We start from the raw sequence: 21,948 nt of genomic DNA, 5'->3' as shown, positions 1-21,948 counted from the left end.
AACTGTTAATAAAGTTTCCTATTGGTTAAAAACTTTCCGTTTTCGGTCATAAAACCTTCCAATTATTGAGTAATTTTGCAAATTATTCAACAAATTTCAAGTATAATGAATACAAATGCTTTTGCGCTACGTCATATAGGCCCTCGTGAGGAAGACCAAAAATCAATGCTGAATGCCCTTGGTTTAAATGCTCTAGATGAATTAATTTTTGAAACCATTCCTGATGGCATTCGCTTAAAAAATGATTTAGATCTAGATGAACCCATGACCGAGCATGACTATTTATTGCATATTCATGAACTATCCAAAAAAAATAAAGCCTACAAAACATATATTGGTTTAGGCTATCATCCAACTATTATGCCTGCCGTTATTCAGCGAAATATTCTTGAAAACCCAGGTTGGTACACAGCCTACACGCCATATCAAGCTGAAATTGCTCAAGGAAGACTGGAAGCACTTCTGAATTTCCAAACCATGGTTACCGATTTAACAGGTATGGAAATTGCCAATGCATCACTTTTAGATGAAAGTACAGCAGCTGCTGAAGCCATGAGTTTACTATTTGCAGTTAGAGAAAGAGATCAGAAAAAAGCAAAAATCAATAAATTTTTTGTTTCTGAAAATATTTTACCGCAAACCCTCTCTTTATTGGAAACTAGGGCAAATCCTATTGGAATTGAATTAGTAGTTGGTAATGAAGAAGAATTTAATTTTTCAGAAGAATTTTTCGGTGCCATTTTGCAATATCCCGGAAAAGACGGACAAATTACCGACATTGAAACCTTCATAACCAAAGCAAACAAAGCAAAAATTAAAGTAGCTGTAGCTGCCGATATTTTGAGTTTGGTAAAGCTAGAAGCTCCGGGGAAATTTGGCGCAGATGTTGTTGTTGGCACCACCCAACGTTTTGGAATCCCTATGGGATATGGTGGACCCCATGCGGCGTATTTTGCAACCAAAGAAGCTTATAAAAGAGATTTACCGGGTCGTATTATTGGTGTTACCAAAGATGTAAACGGGAACCGTGCGCTTCGTATGGCATTACAAACGCGCGAACAACATATTAAAAGAGATAAAGCAACTTCCAATATTTGTACCGCTCAGGTTTTATTGGCTGTTATGGCAAGTATGTACGCCGTTTATCATGGCCCACAAGGGTTAAAATTTATTGCTGATAAAGTTCATAATAAAGCTTCTAAACTGGCAGAAATATTAAATTCTTTTGGGTATGAACAAGTTAATACGTCGTTTTTTGATACACTTCAGATAAAAACAAAAGCAAAAAAAATAAGAAAAGTAGCTACTGATAAAAAAGTAAACTTATGGTATCCTAATAAAAATACCGTTACAATTTCGATTAATGAGACTACTTCCATAAGAGATATTAATTATTTGATTTCAGTTTTCGCCGAAGCCGCAGGAAAAGAACCTGTTACAATTTCGGAAATAACTCCAGCTGATAATATTCATCCAAATATCAAAAGAACTTCAGATTTTTTAACGCTTGATGTATTCAATACATACCATTCGGAAACTGAATTAATGCGCTATATTAAGACTTTAGAACGAAAAGATTTAGCACTCAACCATTCGATGATTTCATTGGGATCTTGTACCATGAAATTGAATGCCGCTTCTGAAATGTTGCCATTAAGTTGGTTTAAATGGGGAAATATCCACCCGTTTGCGCCATTAAATCAAGCCAAAGGATATCGCGCTGTTTTAGAAGAACTGGAAGATCAATTAACTGAAATTACTGGGTTTGCAGCTACGTCATTACAACCAAATTCTGGAGCGCAAGGCGAATTTGCAGGTTTGATGGTCATAAAAGCATATCATGAATCTCGTGGTGATCACCATAGAAATATTTGTTTAATTCCTTCTTCCGCACACGGCACAAATCCTGCAAGTGCTGTTATGGCAGGCATGAAAGTGGTGGTCACAAAATCTACAGAAGAAGGTAATATTGATATTGATGATTTACGTGAAAAAGCAGAATTGCACAAAGATAATCTAGCGGCTTTAATGGTGACCTATCCGTCAACGCACGGGGTTTATGAGTCTGGCATCAAAAAAATCACTAAAATCATCCATGATAACGGCGGACAAGTTTATATGGATGGTGCAAATATGAATGCCCAAGTGGGACTTACAAATCCCGGGAATATCGGTGCAGACGTTTGTCATCTTAACCTCCATAAAACCTTTGCAATTCCACATGGCGGCGGTGGCCCAGGTGTCGGTCCTATTTGTGTGGCAAAACAATTAGTGCCTTTTTTACCGGGAAATCCTTTGGTTAAAACTGGTGGGAAAAAGGCAATTACGGCAATTTCTGCTGCACCATTTGGCTCTGCTTTAGCCTGTTTGATTTCCTATGGTTATATAAAAATGCTGGGAACGGAAGGTCTTACCCAATCTACTAAAATTGCTATTTTAAACGCAAATTATGTAAAACACAGATTAGAAGGCCATTACGAGACTTTATATTCAGGTGAACGTGGTAGGGCAGCACACGAAATGATAATCGATTGTCGCCCATTTAAAGCCAATGGCATTGAAGTTACAGATATTGCAAAACGTTTAATGGACTATGGTTTTCATGCGCCAACAGTTTCATTTCCAGTAGCTGGAACGATGATGATTGAGCCAACCGAAAGCGAAAGTAAAGCAGAAATAGATCGTTTTTGTAATGCTATGATTTCTATAAAACATGAAATTGATGTTGTAACTAAAGATGACCCCGATAATGTGCTTAAAAATGCACCACATACTTTAGAAATGATTACGGCAGACGAATGGTATTTACCATACTCTCGTGAGAAAGCTGCGTTTCCATTGGATTATTTACGTTCCAATAAATTTTGGCCATCTGTAAGACGGGTGGATGATGCCTATGGCGATAGAAATTTAATCTGTACATGCGCTCCAATTGAGGCATATATGGAAGCTTAAACACACTTTGAACATCGTAAAAATTTGAAAAATTAAATTTTAAATTATTATAAACAGATTATCTTGCTTGTAATATTCTAATTAAAAGCAATTTTATATATGAACATTAAGATTACTGGTACAGGAAGCTATATCCCCTCGACTATTGAAAAGAATGAAAACTTCCATAATCATGAATTTTTAAATAGCGATGGTTCTGCCATTAAAGTGCCAAGTGAAGTTATTGTAAAGAAATTTAAAGCAATAACCGGAATTGACGAACGTAGATATGCAAAAAATCATTTAAATACTTCTGATATTGCATCGTTCGCTGCGGAAAAAGCTATTGAAAATGCTAAAATTAATCGTGAAGATTTAGATTATATTATTGTTGCGCATAATTATGGCGACGTTAGACATGATAGCCAGCAAAGTGATACCGTGCCAAGTATTGCTTCAAGAGTAAAACATTTATTGCGCATAAAAAACCCGAAATGTGTGGCATACGATTTATTGTTTGGATGCCCAGGTTGGATAGAAGGTGTTATTCAAGCCAATGCTTTTATAAAATCCGGTATTGCAAAAAAATGTCTTATTATAGGTGCTGAAACCTTGTCGCGTGTTATTGATGCATACGATAGGGATTCCATGATTTATAGTGATGGCGCTGGTGCTGTGGTTATAGAATCTACAGAAGATGAAGGCGGTATTCTAACACATGAAACTGCAACATTTGCTTTAGATGAAGCGCATTTTATATATTTTGGAGAAACCAACAACCCCGAAATAAAAGACAAGCGGAGATACATAAAAATGTATGGCAGAAAGATTTACGAATTCGCACTTACTAACGTCCCGTTAGCAATGAAATCTTGTTTGGATAAAAGTGGCATTGCTATTTCTGAAGTAAAAAAGATCTTGATTCACCAAGCCAATGAAAAAATGGACGAGGCGATTGTAAAACGGTTCTACGAATTGTACAATCTAGAAATGCCCGAAGGTATTATGCCAATGAGCATCGGAAAACTGGGGAATTCTAGTGTAGCAACCGTACCTACTTTATACAATAGAATTTTAAACGGCGAGATGGAAAACCAACACATCAACAAAGGTGATGTGATTATTTTTGCAAGCGTAGGTGCAGGAATGAATATTAATGCGGTTGTTTATAAGCAGTAACATTTTTAATGATTATTAGAGATTTCCGTTTCCACGGAAAAGAAAAAATAGAATAATTTAATGTACGAGAACAGTTTTCCAAACAAACGATTTAAACATACCATTGAATTTTTAGAAAAACACATTTCTAATTCCGAAACTATTTTAGATTTAGGTGTTGTAAATCCGTTTACGGAAATTATGACTAAACATGGTTATTCTGTTGAAAATACTAAGGGTGAAGATTTAGATATTGATACCTCAACTATAGAAAACTCCAAAGCGGAAGTTGTTACAGCTTTTGAAATTTTCGAACATTTATTATCGCCTTTCACAGTTTTGAAATCTATTAAAGCGGATAAACTCGTTGCTAGTATTCCATTAAAACTTTGGTTTTCTTCGGCCTATAGAAGCAAAACGGATATGTTGGACAGACATTATCATGAGTTTGAAGATTGGCAATTCGATTGGTTATTGGAAAAAGCAGGATGGAAAATTATTGATAGCGAGAAATGGACCAATCCAACTAAAAAAATCGGTATTCGCCCTATTTTACGTTGGTTTACACCTAGATACTATATTGTCTATGCTGAAAGAGTTTAGCCCTATTTATTTCAGTTTGAATGCCACTTGTCTATAATTATTTACTGCACCTATAAACTCAAATTGCCACTTATTATTGGTGCATTTTTTGAAGATTTCGAATGCATCAAATTCATGTTCAAAGCTGGAAAATTCATCAAATATCAGTATGTCATTCACTTTAAGTTTAGGCTGAATCTGAAACAACACATAAAGTGTAGATGAAAACAAATCAGCATCCAAATGATACACACATTGTTTTTCAAAATTACAGTTCAACAACTCCTTATAAACTGAATCTTGAAACCAACCTTTCACAAATTTAACTCTACTATCCTTTATATCTGGGAATTTACCGTCTTGATTAAAATGCCCTTGTTGTTTTTCTTCCCAATGTTCAGGAAGTCCTTCAAACGAATCAAAACCTACAAAACGTGATGTTTCTATTTTGTTGATAGAAGACCATTTTTTAATCATATCTCCGCCAGCAACTCCGAATTCATAATAATAAATAGGTTTATTTTTTAATTCCGACAGCAATTTATCATGCAGCTGAATGCGATTTTTATAGGTTGCAGATCTAGTGTAATAGTCATTAATCTCTCCTTTGCCTTTGTTTTCGCTCATAAATTCAATAAATTCCAAATACTTATGTAAAGCACTAAAATGCTTGAATACTTTCCTAAAAGGTTTATACAATTTAGTTTTTGACAAAAAAGGGTGGAGTGGCATATTACTTTTCTAATATTGTTATTAATTTGTCGTTAGGAATTTTTCTTCCTTGTTCAAATTTAAGTACTCTTAAAGCACCTTCTTGTTTTATAATTTCAAAATTAAAATCATTAAAAACCTGGGCTGAAAACTTATTTCTTTCAGTATGATTATAAGTAACAAAAAAATCTCCAAATTTAAGATATCGCTCTAAAACATAAGTAATAAAGGCATGTTCTATTCTTTTACTTTGTATGCGACAACTAAACATAAGATCGATAAGCTCATTTTTAGACTTTTCAATAATGCCGAAACCAATAATGCCATAGTCGCCAAATTTATCGCTACATCTCAGAACATAAGATGAGAGAGTTTCATTTTGATAAATGCTTTGTATATCAGCTTTGGTGTATCGGTTACCCGAAAAATTCATCTGGTTTGTCCTTTGTGTGAGCTCGTAAACCCTTTCAAAATGTTCTTTTTTAAGAGATTCTATTTCCAATTCAATATTACAGGTTCTTAGAAACTCCAGATAATCGCCTTCATAGTTATCCGATACTTTTTTTCTTTTTTCCTCATTGGCATAAAACGACTTTCTGTTGGTACTATCTTGTGTTACAGGAACTTGAAATTCTTCTAAATCGAGTAAGGTTTTATAATGAATGGCATCCATTAATCTTACTTGAGGTAAGATTGATTGAATCTCTTTCCTTTCAAATTCAGAATCATCAACAAATAAAAACGTGTTCACATTCACATTTAGATCTAACGCTATTTCTTTTAAACTTTTACTTTTAGGCAACCAAGAAATTTTAGGGTACACGAAAAAATCATCTATACCAAAATGTTTTAATGCCTCTATTGCTGAGTCGTAATTATTTTTGCTCGCTATAGAATTGACTATGCCTTTTTGCTCCAATTGGCTTAAAATAGATTTAATACCATCTTTGAGTTTCAGGTTTTCTAAACCATCTTCAACCAAAATACCATCCCAAATAGTATGATCTAAATCCCAAACAACACATTTAACTTTTTTTGACTTTTCAACCTTGGGTTTATAATCTTTTAATTGTACAAATTCAGTTATCCCGAAATATAACGGAATATCACTATCTAATTTTTCAGGTATCAGATTAATGCGATAGGGTAGTTCTGTTTTAATTCTTTTTGCTATTTCATCAAAAGGAATCGTTTCCTTATTATAACCAGGCTTAAGTTCGAAACGGTATTGAAAGGGCATTTTGCTATACTTAGCATCATCATTTCTAATGACCAAACCAAGTGGTATAACACTTTGAGATGGGTTATAAATTTCCATTAAAAATACATCAGGAATTTTTGCCTTCTTATTTTGCTCATCAATTATTCTATTCTTTTTTTGGCTATATCTTTTTTGGATTAATTTTTTCCTTATGAACTGTGATGGCGCTAAATGGATTAATTCGGATATTTTGAAATCCTTATGTGTTCTATTTTCTATTTCTTTAAAATCGTACAATTCATTATTACCTTGGGTTGCTAAAACCCCCCATTTTTTAAATCTGATTTTTAAAATTTGATACCCTTTATCTTTTTGATTTTTTTGGACTACTCTTTCAATACCTTCAACAAAGCGTTGGCATTTTCCATCTATTCTGGGAGCATACAAATCGCAGGTTGTAAAGCATGTAGGCATTGCACATTCGGTACAATGTTCTGTCCAATGAAGCATGCTCATCGATTTTACCTCTTGGTAAGTATTCAGAAATTCATTGAAAACTTGTTGTGGCAAATTTTCTTGAACTGTTTTAATATAAACTTCCGTTTCGTACATAAATGTTTTGAAAAGCTGAACTAAAATTAAGGTTTTATCTAGCTGTAAATATAAACGAAGTCTTTAAAACAAAGTGTATCTCTTATTATTAACTTAAACTTTTAACAGAATAAATACATAAAATATCATTGTCTTTTAATCTGGTATTTACCAACTATTCTATTAAAATACTTGTATAAATTTTCTGTCACAACCCTTCTTTCAGTTTGTTTATCTGGGTTTTCAAGAGAAAACCTTTGAATAATCCTGTTGTCTATATCTTTTTTTAAACCTGAATTACCAAAAACCCTAATAGTACTATCGTATTCAAATAATTCATTTAGTAATTTTTTTGAAATTGATCTATCTGAAAACGGGAAAGAAAATAATGAATAATCAATTCCGAAATGATGTTTCAACCAATCTAAAGAATCAATTATTTCTTTTTTTTGGTCTTCATATGATAACTGAATAAGCGGTGGGTGTGTCATGGTATGCCCGCCAAAATAAAATCCGTCATCTATCATTTCTTGAATTTGGGATTTTGTAATATATGGAGTGTAATCTTTTAAATATTGGTTAACATCAATATCTAAAAGGTTAAAAACAGCATCTACTTTATGCCTATCTGTATATTTTATACTTAGTAATTTAGACTTAAACTCACTAACGCTATTATATGTGAAATTAAATATTTCGCTTATTTCTTTTAAAAGGTTGTTTTTAAATCCATCATTCTTCAAATGCGAAATAACAATGCTTAAGTAATGTTTATACAAACCTTCATTATTATCAACAAAACTTGGGTTTATAAAGAATATAGCATTGATGTTTTTTTTCTTTAAAACAGGATAGATTACAGTATATATTTCCTGTAAACCGTCATCAAATGAAAGTAAAAAGCCATTGTTTTTTAAATTATCATCTAATATATCTTTAGGATCTATTGCTTTATAATTACGGGTCAAAACATCAATATCATCCAAAAATTGGGCACAATTCTTAAATTTATATAAATTTTCAATATGAGCCACCTGATCATCTCTAACCAAATGATAATATGGAAAAACATTTTGGTTTTTGAATTTTGACAAAAAATTCTTGTTTGCAACTGTATATAAAACATCTTTTACAATCCCCATTCAATTTTGAATTTAAATATATTCTCTCCATATGGCTTCCCTTTTACTTGATATTCAAAGTTCGGGGATACCGCAAAAATAACTAAATTAGCACATTAAGTTATTTACAATTAAACGTAAACTTAGAATCAATCAAAAGATCTTGAATTTCTACATTATCATTCCCGCACATAACGAAGCAGAATCCATTGGTTTAACACTTTATTCTTTGGTAAATCAAACATTAAAACCGAAGAAAATTGTGGTGGTTAATGATAATTCTTCTGACAACACACAATCTGTAGTTGATGGCTATGCGCAAAAACATGATTGTATTTCTTTGGTTAATTGTAAATCATCTGACCAACATCTCCCTGGTTCAAAAATTATTAATGCGTTCTACAAAGGCTATGAAACTTTAGATGACAATTATGATGTGATTTGTAAGTTTGATGCCGATTTAATTTTCCCTAACAATTATTTGGAACAACTCGCTCTTCATTTTAATAAAAACGATACACTAGGGATGGTTTCTGGATTTTGTTATATCGAAAAAAACGGCGATTGGATATTGGAAAACTTAACAAGAAAAGACCACATTCGCGGTGCTTTAAAAGCCTATAGAAAAGATTGTTTTCTGGAAATAGGAAAACTAAAACCCTCGATGGGCTGGGACACGGTTGATGAATTATTGGCTAAATATTATGGTTGGGAAATTCTAACTGATGCTTCTCTTCATGTAAAACATTTAAAACCGACGGGGATTAGTTACAATAAAGCATCAAAGTATTTGCAGGGCGAAGCCATGTACAAAATGCGCTATGGGTTTTTTATCACTTTAATTTCTGCATTAAAACTGGCTTACAAGAAAGGTAAGTTAAGCTTATTTAAAGATTATATGGCCGGTTTTTTTAGGGCAAAAAAAGAAAAAATAGAATTTTTAGTTTCTGAAGATGAAGGGAAATTTATTAGAAATTTACGTTGGAAAGGAATTATGAATAAATTCCAAAAATAAAAAATCCCAAATTCCATCACTCAACCAACAATTATAGGATGTTGAGGAAATTTAAGTCATTATGAGACCTGTCGGGTTTTAAAAACCTGCCATATAGTCTTTTAATACTCTTCACTTTTCAATAAATTTTATAAAAGTTCCGTACTTTTATAGTCAAACAAATTGAAAGAATATCGTAATTCTTTAAACCTCCTTAATTTGAATACTGAAACCACCTTTTTTGCACACCCAACAGCGGTAATCGATGATTCATCTATTATTGGACAGCATACAAAAATTTGGCATTTTTCTCATATTATGAACGATTCCAAAATTGGAAACAACTGTAATATAGGTCAAAACGTAGTTATTTCTCCTAATGTTATTATCGGAAATGGTGTAAAAATCCAAAATAACGTTTCGGTTTACACAGGTGTTATTTGCGAAGATGATGTATTCCTAGGGCCATCAATGGTTTTTACAAACGTTATCAATCCAAGAAGTTTTATAGTTCGAAAAACGGAGTTTATGGAAACCTACGTTGAGAAAGGCGCATCTATTGGTGCTAATGCCACTATTATTTGCGGTATTAGAATTGGCAGGTATGCCATGATTGGCGCAGGAGCAGTTATTACTAAGCCAGTACCTTCTTATGCGTTGGTAGTTGGAAATCCAGGAAAACAGATAGGTTGGGTTAGCAAAAATGGCCATAGACTTTCTTTTGAAAACAATACTATTGCTACATGTCCTGAAAGCGGACAAAAGTACCAACTAAATAATGACACGATAAGCCCAATACTATCATGAAAAATTTCGCATTAATGGGAGTTGCAGGCTTTGTTGCTCCTAGACATATTCAAGCAATTAAAGACACTAAAAATGAGCTACTTGCTGCTTTCGATCCAAACGATAGTGTTGGAATTATAGATTCTTATTTCCCAAAAACTCATTTTTTTACCGAGTTTGAACGTTTTGATAGGCACTTAGAAAATTTACGATTAGAAAAGAACAACCCCATAGATTATGTTTCAATTTGTACACCTAATTATTTACACGATGCGCACGTTAGGTTTGCTTTAAGAAACAATGCCGATGCCATTTGTGAAAAGCCATTGGTTTTAAACCCTTGGAATGCAGAAAAGTTAATGGCTATTGAGGCGCAAAGTTCAAATAAAATAAACACGATACTTCAATTACGTTTACACCCTTCAATAATAGCACTTAAAGAAAAAATCAAAAACCAATCGGCCAAAGAAAATCATGTTATAGATTTGACTTATATCACTTCTAGAGGAAATTGGTACTATGCATCTTGGAAAGGAGCCTTAGAAAAATCTGGAGGCATTTGTTCTAATATTGGAATTCACTTTTTTGATATGCTTATTTGGATTTTTGGCGATGTTGTAAAAAGCACCGTACATCTTATGGAACATGACAGGGCTTCTGGGGTTTTACAATTACAGAACGCCAATATAAGATGGTTTTTATCTATTAACTCGGATACATTACCAGAATCCGCAATAAAAGAAGGCAAACGCACTTTTAGGGAAATTACAATTGATAATGAAAAATTTGAATTTAGTGAAGGGTTTACCGATTTACATACAGAATCTTATAAGCACATCATATCTGGTAATGGATTTGGTATTTCTGAAACTTTAAAATCTATAGAATTAGCGCATGATTTAAGGCATACAAAACCTGTAGCTTTAACTAACGATTTTCATCCTTTGGCAAAACTCCCAGTTTCAAAACATCCCTTTTTTTAAGTAAATTTCTAGTTTGAAATTAAAACCCCCACTCTTTATAACTGTTAGAAGCCTCCAATTCATTTTCTAAACCATCCTCCAATTCAGGAAAAAAATCGATCCCAGTTAATGCTTCAATATGATCTAAACCCGATATTAAAACTTCTTTTGAGACCCTTCAGGTTTTGAAAACCTGAAGGGTCTTTAGTGCACCCCATTGAGCTTCACTAAAAACCTGAATAAGATTCACTCCAAAAATAGTTTGGCGCTTTCAATGTCCAGCAATTTCTTTTTCTGCTTGTGGGCTTCCTTGAAGTTCCAATAAATCCCCGAACCAATCAATCACTTCTTCTCTTGGAATAGCGGTTTAATATGGGGATGTCATGCAGATTGATCCCTTACAACTACTAGAAGTCTCAACCTTATTTTCTAAACCATCATCTAATCCAGAAAAATTCAATCCATGTCAACACTTCAACATCATCTAAACCCGATATTAAAACTTCTTTTGAGACCCTTCAGGTTTTGAAAACCTGAAGGGTCTTTAGTGCACCCCATTGAGCTTCACTAAAAACCTGAATAAGATTCACTCCAAAAATAGTTTGGCGCTTTCAATGTCCAGCAATTTCTTTTTCTGCTTGTGGGTTTCCTTGAAGTCCCAATAAATCCCCGAACCAATCAATCACTTCTTCTCTTGGAATAGCGGTTTAATATGGGGATGTCATGCAGATTGATCCCTTACAACTACTAGAAGTCTCAACCTTATTTTCTAAACCATCATCCAATCCAGAAAAATTCAATCCATGTCAACACTTCAACATCATCTAAACCCGATATTAAAACTTCTTTTGAGACCCTTCAGGTTTTGAAAACCTGAAGGGTCTTTAACGTGTTACAGGAAAGCACTTACTCCAAAAATAGTTTTGCGTTTTCAATGTTCAGCAATTTCTTTTTCTGCTTATGGGCTTCCTTGAAGTTCAATAAATCCCCGAACCAATCAATCACTTCTTCTCTTGGAATATTGGTTTTTCCTTGGGAAATAATAGATTGGTATGATGAATATTTATAAATGCTAAAATCCTTAGAAATTTCATGCTTTTCGGGATTTAGATGAATGTACAAAACAAGCGTTTTTAAATATTCTTCGTTTGAAATATTTATTCGTTTAAAAGGTTTTTCAAGTAAGCTACCTGTACGATTGTATTTTTTGTTCATCGCTTTGGTATATGCATTGAATAAATTCGAAAATTGTTGAGATGGTAATTTACATTCTTCTTTTACTCTCAATAGTATATGGAAGTGATTGGGTAATAAGCAATAGCTAAAAATCTGGAAATCTGGTACTAGATATTTTATGATTAATTGTAGAAAATAATTATAGTTTAAATCTTCCAAAAAAATATTCTGACCGTTATTTCCACGATTATAAATGTGATAATAGTGTCCTTGTTCAATTTTTTCTATTAACATAACTATTTGTTTTGAGACCCTTCAGGTTTCTTGTGCTGAACTTGTTCCAGTATCTAACCTAAAGGGTCTTTAGTTTCTTTAATTAATACCCCCACTCTTTATAACTGTTAGAAGCCTCCAACTCATTTTCTAAACCATCCTCCAATTCAGGAAAAAAATCGATCCCAGTTAATGCTTCAATATCATCTACTGAAACCACAAATTCATACAACGGTTTTTTAGAATCTTGATGTGGCATTAAAAACCCAATCATTTTCGTCTTTCCAGTATTGTTATCAATCAACACTTTATAAAACTGATTTGGCACCGCTACATGTTCATTACCAATCGTTTTCATAGTGCCTTTAAGAACACCACCAGTTACCACAAAAACACCATCATATTTGTGCGCCCAATAGCGTACTTTTTGTTCTAAAGTATTCCAAATCCCAGCATTGAATTGATGTTCTTGCGGACTGATATTACTGGTTAAAAACGTTTCGTCGTGGGCAGATTTACTATAACGTCTGTCTCCCGCAGGACAAAAATGGCCACGATCATAACCCGAATTCTTGTAGTTTCTCCAACTTGCAGCTCCAGTTTTTACAGCTTTGTCTATTTCAAAATATGGACGTTTGTGATGTATGTTCGAAAGATGGGATTTCTTTAATTCATAAGCTACCCATTCTGCTTGCTCATGTTTTTCGCTATAGGATAATGAATAGCCTTCGTGATGCACAATCTGCCCTGTGGTACTTGTGGGTAAAAAATATTCGTTAGTATCATTTTTAGTTGTTTTACCATCTAAAACGATTTCAGTTTTTTCTTCTTCAACTAAAAAATGTTCATACCCATAAACTCCAAGAACAATTACTAGAGCAACGATTGAATAAAAAATGCGTTTGTTCATTATTCAAGAACAAAATCTAAAGGCTGCCCAATAGCAAAATTTGGAAAACTAATGCCTAAAAGCGCCGAAATTGTAGGTGCAATATCTGTGATTTCGGTTTTCTTAAATGTATGACCGTGTTTAATGCCTTTTCCAAAAATCAATAACGGTACATGTGTGTCATAATTTAGACCACTTCCATGCGTAGAACCTGTTTTCCCATAATTAATATAGGCAGGATCATCTACTAAAATAACATCTCCAGAACGTTTTTGATTGTATCCTTTTTGCAACAATGCTTCGATACCCTCAATAAAGTCAACCGACCCCATAGCTGTTGCTGTGTATGCTTTTGAAATGTGTTTGTATGTCATTTGCTCATTAACTATGGCTTCCTGTACATCGTCTAAATCCAAATCCAGTTCCTTGATTTTTTCTTTGTTTAAGAAAATTTGATTGTTGCTTATGTTCTCAACAATGTCATTAGTTCCGAATGTCTCCATTAAAAACTTTTGAAATACTTTTTTTCGCGCATCGTTATCGACATATCCCGAATTGATCCTAACAGATTGCAAATATGCAGGCACATCAATCGCTCCATGATCTGCGGTTAAAAACGCAACATATTCTCCCTTGCCTACTTTTTTATCTAAAGCGTTAAAAAAACGCTCTAAATCTTTATCCAATCGAATATAAGTATCTTCAATTTCTTTGGAATTTACCCCAAAATTATGGCCTACATAATCGGTACAAGAAAAACTCACAGTTAAAACATCAGTAATATCATCCTGACCTAATGCTTCGCCGTCAATAGCCGCCAAAGCAAAATCTGCAATTAAACTATTTCCGTAAGGTGTTACTTTTAGAATGCTGAATCCCCCATTTTTAGTTTTCAATTTTGCGAGTTCATATGGAAAGGTAGCCGTTTCTTTGCCTTTAAAACCACCTTCAAAATTATTTAAATCCGTGCCACTTTCCGTGTAGGTTTCAATATCATATAATGTATTCCAATCTTTTAAATACGATTCTGCAGTTTTGGAATCATTGAAATTGTTTACCCATTTTGGTAATGTATTCATATAAAAGGTACTGGAAATCCAAACGCCCTCATCTTCTCCATGAAACCAATATGCAGCGTTTGCAGTATGTCCAGCAGGTAAAATTGCACCTCTATCTTTTATGGAGATACCGATAGTTTTTCCTCGCATTTGCGTGAACAATCTATTTTCATCAGAAAACGTGGTTGTTAACATGCGGTGTGGAGACATTTGGCCAGCCGATGCATTTGTTCCGACAGATGTAACCGAATCGTCTCCAGCACAATACACCATTTTTTTTTTTTCTTTATCGTACCAATTATTGCTAATTACACCATGATATTTAGGTGTAGTACCTGTGTAAATAGAAGTATGTCCAGGCCCTGTATAAGTAGGCACATAATTAAAATGATTGTTTTTGCAATTGAAACCTTCGCGCATCATGCGTTTAAAACCGTTTTCGCAGAATTTGTTGTTAAAACGGGTTAAATAATCATAACGCATTTGATCGACAACGATACCAACCACAAGTTTTGGTTTTTCGTTTTGACCCAAAACTGATGCTGTTATTGAAAATATAAAGAATATGAATATAAAACGTTTCATTTTGATATAAATTGAATGTATTCAAAAATACACATATTAAAGTATCATTAATTTAAAATTAAAGTTAAATACCTGTGATGCTAATTTAAGCATATCTTTTTTTACTTTAGCACTTACAAATTCTTATATGACATATCTACACAATATAGGCGTCTATTTTTTAATGATTGTTGAGATGTTTCGGAAGCCCACTAAATGGGTCGTCATGAAACAACTAATGCTTAAGGATATAGACGATTTAATTATTGGTTCTCTTGGTATTGTTGCTTTTATATCATTTTTTGTAGGTGGTGTTGTTACAATTCAAACAGCATTGAATATCGACAATCCATTGATCCCAAAATATTTGGTTGGTTTTGCAACGAGACAATCTATTGTTCTGGAATTTGCTCCGACTTTTATGTCAATTATCATGGCAGGAAAAGTAGGGTCCTTTATCACATCAAGTATAGGCACTATGCGCGTTACAGAACAGATTGATGCATTGGAAGTTATGGGTATTAACTCCCTTAATTATTTGGTGTTTCCTAAATTTATATCCATGCTCCTTTATCCATTTATTATTTCTATTGCCATGTTTTTAGGTATTTTAGGTGGAATGGCAGCATGCGTTTATGGCGGATTTAGTACTCTGGAAGACTACATCGTTGGGATTCAAACCGATTTTGAAACCTTCCATGTGGTATATGCCTTTATTAAAACTGTTGTGTTTGCCTTTATTTTGGCTACGGTCCCATCTTATCACGGTTATTATATGAAAGGTGGTGCTTTAGAAGTTGGTAAGGCCAGCACAACATCTTTTGTATGGACTAGTGTTGTGATTATAATTTTAAACTATTTCCTAACCCAAATGTTATTAAGCTAATGATTGAAGTTAATAATTTACATAAATCATTTGGAGATGTAGAAATTTTGAAAGGCATCAGTACATCTTTTGAAAAAGGAAAAACAAACCTCATCATTGGGCAAAGTGGTTCTGGAAAAACAGTTTTTTTAAAATGTTTATTAGGCTTGTTCGATTATGAAGAAGGCAGTATCTCTTATGATGGAAAAATATTTTCTAAACTTTCAGAAGATGAAAAACGTAATATTAGAGCAGATATTGGCATGGTATTTCAAGGTAGTGCTTTATTTGATTCTATGACCATTGCACAAAACGTCATGTTTCCGCTTCAAATGTTTACCAAGCAAAGCAAAAGCGAAATGGAAGACCGTGTGGACTTTGTTTTAAAACGTGTTAATTTGGATGATGCCCACAATAAAATGCCAAGTGAAGCGTCTGGTGGTATGCAAAAACGTGTGGCTATTGCACGTGCCATTGTAAACAACCCTAAATATTTATTTTGTGATGAACCAAATTCTGGTTTAGACCCAAAAACCGCCATAGTTATCGATAATTTAATTCAGGAAATTACTGATGAGTACCAAATCACTACCGTTATAAATTCCCATGACATGAATTCAGTTATGGAAATCGGCGAAAAAATAGTGTTCCTGAAAAACGGACTAAAAGCTTGGGAAGGCTCCAATCAAACAATTTTTAGGACTGATAATGAAGCTGTTACCGATTTCGTATATTCTTCAAACTTATTTAAAAAAGTACGTAAAATGTACTTGGAAGAAAATGGGTAAGCATTAAAAAATCACTACCCCTTATTTTTTTCAGTTTGAAAACTTATTGAAATGATATGAGCCCTCAATCCATTTGAACGGTACATAAAATTATACCGAAATACCATAGTGTTAAGTATCGATTTTCTTTTTATGTTGTTATGGGGAATTACTTTAAGCCCAAGTCCCGCATTATAAGTTTGAAAATTCGATAAATCAAAATCCGAAGTAAAAAATGCATCGGCACTATCATGCTGCATAAATTCATCAAAATATTTGGACGCTTTTTGAGTGTAAAACCGAAAATTTGGCAGCAATTGTAATTCTGGTTTCAGCTTAATTACCGTTTCATTTTCCATTGAAAAACCCAAAATCCCAAAATTATCGGCATATCCTTGTAAGCCGTTTTTTAATATCAGGTTCCCCAATACAAAACTGTTCAGTTTTAACGCCAATGCGCCTTTCCAACGTTCATTTGGAAGTTGTTCAACGCCTAACATACCATCTGAAAAATAGACGCGATGAAAAGGCGTTTCCAATAACCCTTCTTGGTAGGTCAATTCAGGATAAACACCAAGAATAGTTTTTTTATTGATAATTTTTGAATACCCCAATTTAAGATTAAAGGAGTTGCGTTTGCTTACATCATACCACTCTTTAAATCGAAGTTCCGAAGGATATATTAATTTTTCTGGGCCATTATGGTCGTCATCCAATCTGCCCCATCGCAAATCATCAATAAACATTTGAAATTGGGCGGAGTATGTTGCCAACCTTTCAGTATCTTCTTTTACCAAGCCAATCTTGCTACCAAAAGAAAAATAATCACTTTCAATGGAAAACCCTATACCTCCGTAAATGGACATTTTGGATTTTTCCAAAGTCCGCTCATACGTGGTGAAGCCATAAGTTCTGGTATCTAATCTTGAGGCAGAGGACATAATCGCATCGATATTATCAGTTGATGCGGAAGATATCACATCGGCACCAATATTAAAAGATAATGCATGCTTCTGCCATGTTCTTTTAAGGGTAAAGGAAGGGCCGTAAACGGTAAGTCTCTCTGTGCCAACACCTCCCGTAACCGCCGAGTTATCACCATCCTGAAGATAATGGTTATACACCATTTCTATCTCGGTTTTGCTGACGCGTTCTTTTACCGCATTCTCTTTGGCCTGTGCCCTTGCCATCAACTGAATAAATGCAAGACTCCCGACCATCAATAGTTTCTTGTTCATCTTTCAGTTTTAGTTACAGCCGCATCCCCCGCTTCCTTTTGTACCTCCAACAGGAGTTGCGCCTTCTCGAATAGACTGCACATAATGATTAAAGTTTTTTCCCGTATCATTTTCCATTTGCATCTCGGGGTCGCTTACATATTGCCGCTCGTAAGGCTTGACTGCCTTACACGATGAAATTACGGCAAGAAATAATACACTATACAGTAATTTTTTCATACTTCAGTTTTTCAGAAAAAAACAATTTATTTTCAGCATTAATAATCACACAATACGTTTTTGGCAACTGGTTTACAAACTCCAATCCTTTTGCTACCCCTTTTACATATACCGCAGTTGCCAATGCATCGGAGAGTTCAGCACTTGGCGATACAACCGTAACACTTTTTATGCCGGTTAACGGCATCCCCGTTTGCGGGTTGATGTTATGCGAATAGCGTTTACCTTTCCAAATAAAATGCTGCTCATAATCGCCAGAGGTTGCTACCGAGGCATTTACTAACGGAAGGTGTAATAACGCTTCATCTTTTAAATCGGGGTTGGCAATTCCTATGTTCCAATGAGAGCCATCTACTTTTTTTCCAAAAGCAGTTAAATCTCCGCTGGCATTAATATAACCCGAAGTAACGCCATTATTTTGCCACAATTTTTTTACCATATCTGAAGCATACCCCTTTCCTATGGCATTAAAACTTATTTTGATTCTTGGTGATGTGAACGCAATACTCAAATTTTGTTTATCCAATACAATGTTTTGATAGCCTACATGTTTCAACGCTTCTTGTATTCGTTTATTTGAAGGCATTTCAAAATCGGTGTTCTTAAAATTGAAAAGGGCTTTTAAGGCCCCTACCGTAATATCAAAATCGCCCTTTGTCAGTTTTGATATCGCGATGCTCCGTTCAATTAAAGCCATGGTTTCTGTATCAATCCCAACAGGTTTTACGCCAGCATTTTGGTTGATTTTTGAGGTTATCGAAGTCGGTTGATATTCTGAAAGTAAATTTTCGATCCTTTTAATTTCATCAACCCCCATTTGTAACCATTGGTTGGCCTTTTTTTTATCTTGAGCCAGCACTCCCAAACTAAAAGCTGTCCCCATAAGTTTTTCTTGACGGACAAACGCTTTCATTGAAGTGTTTTTAAATTGGTTAAAATAACCTCTCGCATTGTTTTACAATCGAGAGTTTTTTGATAATAAATGCGTTTATAAAACAAGGTATCGGTTCGGGAAAGGATCAAGGTTGGAAACCGCCCATCAAATTTATAGCGTTCAGTCAAAATTTCGTTGTTTCTTTTGACTTGGATATCCTGTTTTTTTCGTTGAGGAAAGTCAACCCTAGTAAGCCCAATTTTATTCGCACTTAAAAAAGCAGTAAACGACGTGTCAGAAAGTATGTTTTTTTCAAGTCTTCGGCAATTGACACACCAATCGGACCCTTCAAAAACCACTAGTCTATAATCATGGGGTTTGGTTTCTTTTGAATGGCTGCTGATAGTCATCCAAATAAAAACGAGTACGGATATGGTTAGTACTTTTTTAATGGGTTAAAAATGTATTGGTTGGTTTAGATTATAAAATTAAAACTAATTTTTTAAACGCTATTGAACATACTCCTTTTATTCTGGTTTTTCTAAAATGACACCAATAACGTTTGAATCGTAATCTTCATAGTGATGCCAAGGGCCATAGAGCCACAGCAACACCTTATAACCTCCGTTTGCAACAACGATCGGTCTTATATTTCTATGCGCCGAATTTTCAGTAATTGGTTTCCATGTGATCGTTGAAATATCATCATTTGCTCTAATTTTTGCGCTGTAAATCTCATGATTTTCTCCTAAATCTTCCCCTGTTGAAGGATTGACGTCTGTGGAAATATAAACATTAGTAGGATCTTCTGGATCGAAAGCAAAAAGCCCTGTATAACTACTTTCTGCTTTGTATAAATATTTGCCTGCATAAGCAATTTCTCGGTCGTTCCATTTTTCCCCATCCCATGATGTGACTCTATAGCGATGGTCACTATCATCTAAATAAAGCGTGTAACCAATATGCGGATTGTTATTTTCATCCTTTGCCGTAGCACAGGTCCATGCACTATTTGGCACACTTTCGTTTATGATAGGCTTCTCCTTAGTATCGCTACCACTATACAATTTTTCAGCTTCCGAAGAACGCAAAGGGCCTTCGTCTAAAGTTTTAATTTTAGTACCGTCAACATTGTAAAATGCATTATTAGTGTATTCAACATAATATAGATTATTACCAAAAGCACGAGGATGCGCATCCGTATAAGACACGCCAATAGTATTTTCATCAACTTGTAAATATCTGACATATGGACGTTGGAAACCTTCAACATCGTTGGATATAAAATGTGTTCTGTTTCCCCAAGTTTCGCCGTGATCTGAAGACGTCATAAATGTGGGGTTAAAATTTAAGCCATCTCTAAAAAAATTGTATAGTTTCCCTTCGTTTTCAACATAATACAAGTTCATATAGGTTACTCCTTTTTTAGAATCGTATTCATGCTGAAACTTTTTGGGATTATCCCATTTTAGATAATTATTTGAATCAGAAATAGTATAATAATGCACTTTTTCATTGGCATGTTTTGCCCACATTGCAAGCACACTTCCGTCAGGTCTTTTATATAAAGCAGGTACATCATGGTCATCTACCTGAAGGTTTTTATGCAGCACGAGTGTACTATCCTGTTGTTCCGATTTTAAATCGAAAACACCTAACCGTACATCGCCACTTTGACCGCTTAATCCAGCTATAATGAGTTTTTCATTACTAATTATTGCTCTCGGATCTTGGTACCAGCACCATCCACCATCTTCCATAAATGTGATGTGATCCGTCGTTTTATCAATTGGATAAAACCTTTTAATATACTTATAGAGTTCTGAACCGGCTGCTAAAAATGCACCAGTACCATATACTTCCGTATAATCTTTAAAACTTTCTCCCGGCTCAGCACCAATAGGTTGCACATAACCCAACATACCCTCTTCATTGACACATTTTTCGAGTGCACTCCATGCTTTAAGCAAAATAGGTTCATAGGTTTTTTTGTCTAACAAACCGTTATTGATTCCCCATACAATACCGAAGGTAAAAAAGGAAGTACCGCTAGTTTCTACATTTGGATAATCTTTTACATCTCCCAATAATCCAGCAGACCATGTACCATCTTCTCGCTGTGTTCTTTTTAGGGTTTGGGCAATTTGCTTAAAGGTGTTTTCATAAAAAGCCCGTCCTTCCCAGTCCTTCGGTAGATCTGGAATTAACAATGCCAATCCACCAAATACCCATCCATTACCACGAGACCAAAATATCTTTTCTCCGTTGGTTTCTTTTTTATCAAAATAAGAATTATCGCGGTAAAACAGTTGCGCTTCGTTGTCCCATAATTCGTCATAAGTCATATGGTATTGGGTATCCATATACTCTAAATAGGTGCTATCTTTTGTAACCTTGGCTAATTTAGCCCAAACTGGTGGCGCCATAAACAAAGCATCACACCAATCCCATTGGTATTCTTTTCCTTTGTCGCTATTTATAATGGAATCAAAACGTGCTTTTGTAGGTTTGATAGAGGCGATATGTTTTAGTCGATTGTTTTGATGTAAATTCAAATAAAACTGACCCACAGTATGGTCATCGGCGTGGTACATCCGTTTATGAAGTTGCCAATTGTTTCTATCCCCGAGCTCAATGAGCCAATTGACATATTTGGGATAGCGTGACACCTCACTCAATTGAAACATTCCAGCATAAAGTGCGCCATTTGTCCAATCTAATTCATGGTGTTTATTGCGATTGTTCCATTTTTTTCTATTTTCAGGTGAAGGTAATGCCCGGTATCTTCCCTGTTCTTCAAAAGTCTCTATTTGCCAGTTGGCTACTTTTTCGGTAAGCTTAATCACTTCGTCAGAAGTAGGAATGGTGGTTACTTGTTCCTGTTCTTTACAGTTAAAACAAAGGACTGTAATACTAAAATAGAATAAGATGTTTTTCATTTAAATTGAATTTGATTTACCACGGCATAAACCACGATTTGCACCA

General features: G+C 34.4%; 19 protein-coding genes. 8 read left to right on the top strand and 11 right to left on the bottom strand.

Going from position 1 to position 21,948, the window contains the following annotated elements; translation table 11 throughout:
* Nucleotides 1–105 precede the first annotated feature (105 nt).
* From gcvP to ABXQ82_RS15070, 3 genes are all read left to right on the top strand, one after another.
* Nucleotides 106–2,955, top strand: a complete 2,850-nt coding sequence (gene gcvP, locus ABXQ82_RS15080) for an aminomethyl-transferring glycine dehydrogenase (protein WP_367061515.1) — start codon at nt 106–108, stop codon at nt 2,953–2,955.
* A 99-nt stretch (nt 2,956–3,054) separates the two neighbouring features.
* Nucleotides 3,055–4,113 (top strand): ketoacyl-ACP synthase III, encoded by a 1,059-nt coding sequence (locus ABXQ82_RS15075; RefSeq protein ID WP_367061512.1) that lies wholly within the window; start codon nt 3,055–3,057, stop codon nt 4,111–4,113.
* Between the two features lie 60 nt (nt 4,114–4,173).
* Nucleotides 4,174–4,695: a methyltransferase gene (locus ABXQ82_RS15070; protein WP_367061510.1), complete on the top strand. Its 522-nt coding sequence runs from the start codon at nt 4,174–4,176 to the stop codon at nt 4,693–4,695.
* 6 nt (nt 4,696–4,701) lie between these two features.
* On the opposite strand, the gene ABXQ82_RS15065 is transcribed toward ABXQ82_RS15070, so the two are convergent.
* From ABXQ82_RS15065 to ABXQ82_RS15055, 3 genes are all read right to left on the bottom strand, one after another.
* A complete protein-coding gene (locus ABXQ82_RS15065) occupies nt 4,702–5,301 on the bottom strand; it encodes a TylF/MycF/NovP-related O-methyltransferase (protein WP_367061507.1) in 600 nt (199 codons plus the stop codon).
* 106 nt (nt 5,302–5,407) lie between these two features.
* Nucleotides 5,408–7,198 carry an HAD-IIIC family phosphatase gene (locus ABXQ82_RS15060; RefSeq protein WP_367061504.1) on the bottom strand — a complete coding sequence of 597 codons (1,791 nt, stop codon included), beginning with the start codon at nt 7,196–7,198 and terminating at the stop codon, nt 5,408–5,410.
* A 125-nt stretch (nt 7,199–7,323) separates the two neighbouring features.
* Nucleotides 7,324–8,319 (bottom strand): polysaccharide deacetylase family protein, encoded by a 996-nt coding sequence (locus tag ABXQ82_RS15055; protein ID WP_367061501.1) that lies wholly within the window; start codon nt 8,317–8,319, stop codon nt 7,324–7,326.
* 142 nt (nt 8,320–8,461) lie between these two features.
* Here ABXQ82_RS15055 and ABXQ82_RS15050 point away from each other — a divergent pair, with 142 nt between their 5' ends.
* The 3 genes from ABXQ82_RS15050 (at nt 8,462) to ABXQ82_RS15040 (ending at nt 11,061) form a co-directional block, all read left to right on the top strand.
* Nucleotides 8,462–9,313: a glycosyltransferase family 2 protein gene (locus ABXQ82_RS15050; protein ID WP_367061498.1), complete on the top strand. Its 852-nt coding sequence runs from the start codon at nt 8,462–8,464 to the stop codon at nt 9,311–9,313.
* 198 nt (nt 9,314–9,511) lie between these two features.
* Nucleotides 9,512–10,099, top strand: coding sequence for an acyltransferase (locus ABXQ82_RS15045; protein ID WP_367061495.1), 588 nt, complete (start codon nt 9,512–9,514; stop codon nt 10,097–10,099).
* Nucleotides 10,096–11,061 (top strand): Gfo/Idh/MocA family oxidoreductase, encoded by a 966-nt coding sequence (locus ABXQ82_RS15040; protein WP_367061493.1) that lies wholly within the window; start codon nt 10,096–10,098, stop codon nt 11,059–11,061. The genes ABXQ82_RS15045 and ABXQ82_RS15040 overlap by 4 nt, the downstream gene beginning before the upstream one ends.
* A gap of 885 nt (nt 11,062–11,946) precedes the next feature.
* On the opposite strand, the gene ABXQ82_RS15035 is transcribed toward ABXQ82_RS15040, so the two are convergent.
* The 3 genes from ABXQ82_RS15035 to pafA form a co-directional block, all read right to left on the bottom strand.
* On the bottom strand, nt 11,947–12,510 hold the full coding sequence (locus ABXQ82_RS15035; RefSeq protein WP_367061491.1) for a transposase: 564 nt from the start codon (nt 12,508–12,510) through the stop codon (nt 11,947–11,949).
* Nucleotides 12,511–12,592: 82 nt separating this feature from the next.
* A complete protein-coding gene (locus ABXQ82_RS15030) occupies nt 12,593–13,399 on the bottom strand; it encodes a DNA/RNA non-specific endonuclease (RefSeq protein ID WP_367061489.1) in 807 nt (268 codons plus the stop codon).
* Nucleotides 13,399–15,021 carry an alkaline phosphatase PafA gene (gene pafA, locus ABXQ82_RS15025; protein ID WP_367061487.1) on the bottom strand — a complete coding sequence of 541 codons (1,623 nt, stop codon included), beginning with the start codon at nt 15,019–15,021 and terminating at the stop codon, nt 13,399–13,401. The genes ABXQ82_RS15030 and pafA overlap by 1 nt, the downstream gene beginning before the upstream one ends.
* A gap of 127 nt (nt 15,022–15,148) precedes the next feature.
* Between pafA and ABXQ82_RS15020 the strand changes: the two genes are divergently transcribed.
* Both ABXQ82_RS15020 and ABXQ82_RS15015 read left to right on the top strand, forming a co-directional pair.
* Entirely contained in the window at nt 15,149–15,886 is a 738-nt protein-coding gene (locus ABXQ82_RS15020) for an ABC transporter permease (RefSeq protein ID WP_367061485.1), read from the top strand.
* A complete protein-coding gene (locus ABXQ82_RS15015; RefSeq protein ID WP_367061483.1) occupies nt 15,886–16,653 on the top strand; it encodes an ATP-binding cassette domain-containing protein in 768 nt (255 codons plus the stop codon). Before ABXQ82_RS15020 ends, ABXQ82_RS15015 begins: the two co-directional genes overlap by 1 nt.
* A gap of 14 nt (nt 16,654–16,667) precedes the next feature.
* Here ABXQ82_RS15015 and ABXQ82_RS15010 read toward each other — a convergent pair whose 3' ends face one another.
* The 5 genes from ABXQ82_RS15010 to ABXQ82_RS14990 form a co-directional block, all read right to left on the bottom strand.
* Nucleotides 16,668–17,870: a DUF3570 domain-containing protein gene (locus tag ABXQ82_RS15010; RefSeq protein WP_367061481.1), complete on the bottom strand. Its 1,203-nt coding sequence runs from the start codon at nt 17,868–17,870 to the stop codon at nt 16,668–16,670.
* A gap of 9 nt (nt 17,871–17,879) precedes the next feature.
* Entirely contained in the window at nt 17,880–18,089 is a 210-nt protein-coding gene (locus ABXQ82_RS15005; RefSeq protein WP_367061479.1) for a DUF4266 domain-containing protein, read from the bottom strand.
* On the bottom strand, nt 18,070–19,002 hold the full coding sequence (locus ABXQ82_RS15000) for an FAD:protein FMN transferase (protein ID WP_367061477.1): 933 nt from the start codon (nt 19,000–19,002) through the stop codon (nt 18,070–18,072). The genes ABXQ82_RS15005 and ABXQ82_RS15000 overlap by 20 nt, the downstream gene beginning before the upstream one ends.
* Nucleotides 18,999–19,373, bottom strand: a complete 375-nt coding sequence (locus ABXQ82_RS14995) for a thioredoxin fold domain-containing protein (RefSeq protein ID WP_367061475.1) — start codon at nt 19,371–19,373, stop codon at nt 18,999–19,001. The genes ABXQ82_RS15000 and ABXQ82_RS14995 overlap by 4 nt, the downstream gene beginning before the upstream one ends.
* 117 nt (nt 19,374–19,490) lie before the next feature.
* The gene (locus ABXQ82_RS14990; RefSeq protein WP_367061473.1) at nt 19,491–21,902 is read right to left on the bottom strand and encodes a glycoside hydrolase family 88 protein; all 2,412 of its coding nucleotides are present in this window, start codon (nt 21,900–21,902) and stop codon (nt 19,491–19,493) included.
* Nucleotides 21,903–21,948 lie beyond the last annotated feature (46 nt).

This window comes from Algibacter sp. 2305UL17-15 (assembly GCF_040720935.1).
Lineage (GTDB): Bacteria > Bacteroidota > Bacteroidia > Flavobacteriales > Flavobacteriaceae > Jejuia.
The sequence above is the reverse complement of the archived record's forward strand: the minus strand, read 5'-3'. Positions and strand labels throughout refer to the sequence as shown.

Bases quoted from the DNA above. Each gene is read 5' to 3' on its own strand.
- gcvP (WP_367061515.1), top strand. From the start codon at position 106: ATGAATACAAATGCTTTTGCGCTACGTCATATAGGCCCTCGTGAGGAA.
- ABXQ82_RS15075 (WP_367061512.1), top strand. From the start codon at position 3,055: ATGAACATTAAGATTACTGGTACAGGAAGCTATATCCCCTCGACTATT.
- ABXQ82_RS15070 (WP_367061510.1), top strand. From the start codon at position 4,174: ATGTACGAGAACAGTTTTCCAAACAAACGATTTAAACATACCATTGAA.
- ABXQ82_RS15065 (WP_367061507.1), bottom strand. From the start codon at position 5,301: ATGAGCGAAAACAAAGGCAAAGGAGAGATTAATGACTATTACACTAGA.
- ABXQ82_RS15060 (WP_367061504.1), bottom strand. From the start codon at position 7,198: ATGTACGAAACGGAAGTTTATATTAAAACAGTTCAAGAAAATTTGCCA.
- ABXQ82_RS15055 (WP_367061501.1), bottom strand. From the start codon at position 8,319: ATGGGGATTGTAAAAGATGTTTTATATACAGTTGCAAACAAGAATTTT.
- ABXQ82_RS15040 (WP_367061493.1), top strand. From the start codon at position 10,096: ATGAAAAATTTCGCATTAATGGGAGTTGCAGGCTTTGTTGCTCCTAGA.
- ABXQ82_RS15035 (WP_367061491.1), bottom strand. From the start codon at position 12,510: ATGTTAATAGAAAAAATTGAACAAGGACACTATTATCACATTTATAAT.
- ABXQ82_RS15030 (WP_367061489.1), bottom strand. From the start codon at position 13,399: ATGAACAAACGCATTTTTTATTCAATCGTTGCTCTAGTAATTGTTCTT.
- pafA (WP_367061487.1), bottom strand. From the start codon at position 15,021: ATGAAACGTTTTATATTCATATTCTTTATATTTTCAATAACAGCATCA.
- ABXQ82_RS15020 (WP_367061485.1), top strand. From the start codon at position 15,149: ATGACATATCTACACAATATAGGCGTCTATTTTTTAATGATTGTTGAG.
- ABXQ82_RS15015 (WP_367061483.1), top strand. From the start codon at position 15,886: ATGATTGAAGTTAATAATTTACATAAATCATTTGGAGATGTAGAAATT.
- ABXQ82_RS15010 (WP_367061481.1), bottom strand. From the start codon at position 17,870: ATGAACAAGAAACTATTGATGGTCGGGAGTCTTGCATTTATTCAGTTG.
- ABXQ82_RS15005 (WP_367061479.1), bottom strand. From the start codon at position 18,089: ATGAAAAAATTACTGTATAGTGTATTATTTCTTGCCGTAATTTCATCG.
- ABXQ82_RS15000 (WP_367061477.1), bottom strand. From the start codon at position 19,002: ATGAAAGCGTTTGTCCGTCAAGAAAAACTTATGGGGACAGCTTTTAGT.
- ABXQ82_RS14995 (WP_367061475.1), bottom strand. From the start codon at position 19,373: ATGACTATCAGCAGCCATTCAAAAGAAACCAAACCCCATGATTATAGA.
- ABXQ82_RS14990 (WP_367061473.1), bottom strand. From the start codon at position 21,902: ATGAAAAACATCTTATTCTATTTTAGTATTACAGTCCTTTGTTTTAAC.